Annotated in this window: 1 protein-coding gene; it reads right to left on the bottom strand. The window is 28.4% G+C overall.

All coding sequences use genetic code 11. From position 1 onward, the window contains the following. A partial coding sequence (locus NHF47_RS17140; RefSeq protein ID WP_252766136.1) for a hypothetical protein occupies positions 1-331 on the bottom strand: 331 nt, incomplete at both ends.

Here is a 331-nt window from a genome sequence, read left to right as displayed (position 1 = left end):
TAATCCATTCTAATTTTCTACCATAGTCAATATCCTCTCTTGCATTTGGATCGGTACTATATTCAAAAACGATTTTTCCTTTTTCAAAAATGATTTGTTCTATCGCATTTTCATCCGCTCTTGTTTTAGAAAAGTAAGACCTAATAATACCATCTTGTTCTTTATTATCGTAATTTCTTTTATAATAGATTGCACTATTTTGAACATATTTGAATTGTATTACTGATTTATTAGCCGTTTCAATATCGGTTAAATACCAACCACTAATATCATCTGTACCATTACCATTATTTATTTCTATAGACAAACCTTGATCGAACTTGGCAATAAA

Origin of the sequence: Flavobacterium sp. NRK F7, from assembly GCF_024054195.1 — a bacterium.
Taxonomy (GTDB): Bacteria; Bacteroidota; Bacteroidia; order Flavobacteriales; family Flavobacteriaceae; genus Flavobacterium.
This window is presented reverse-complemented; position numbering and strand designations above follow the sequence as displayed.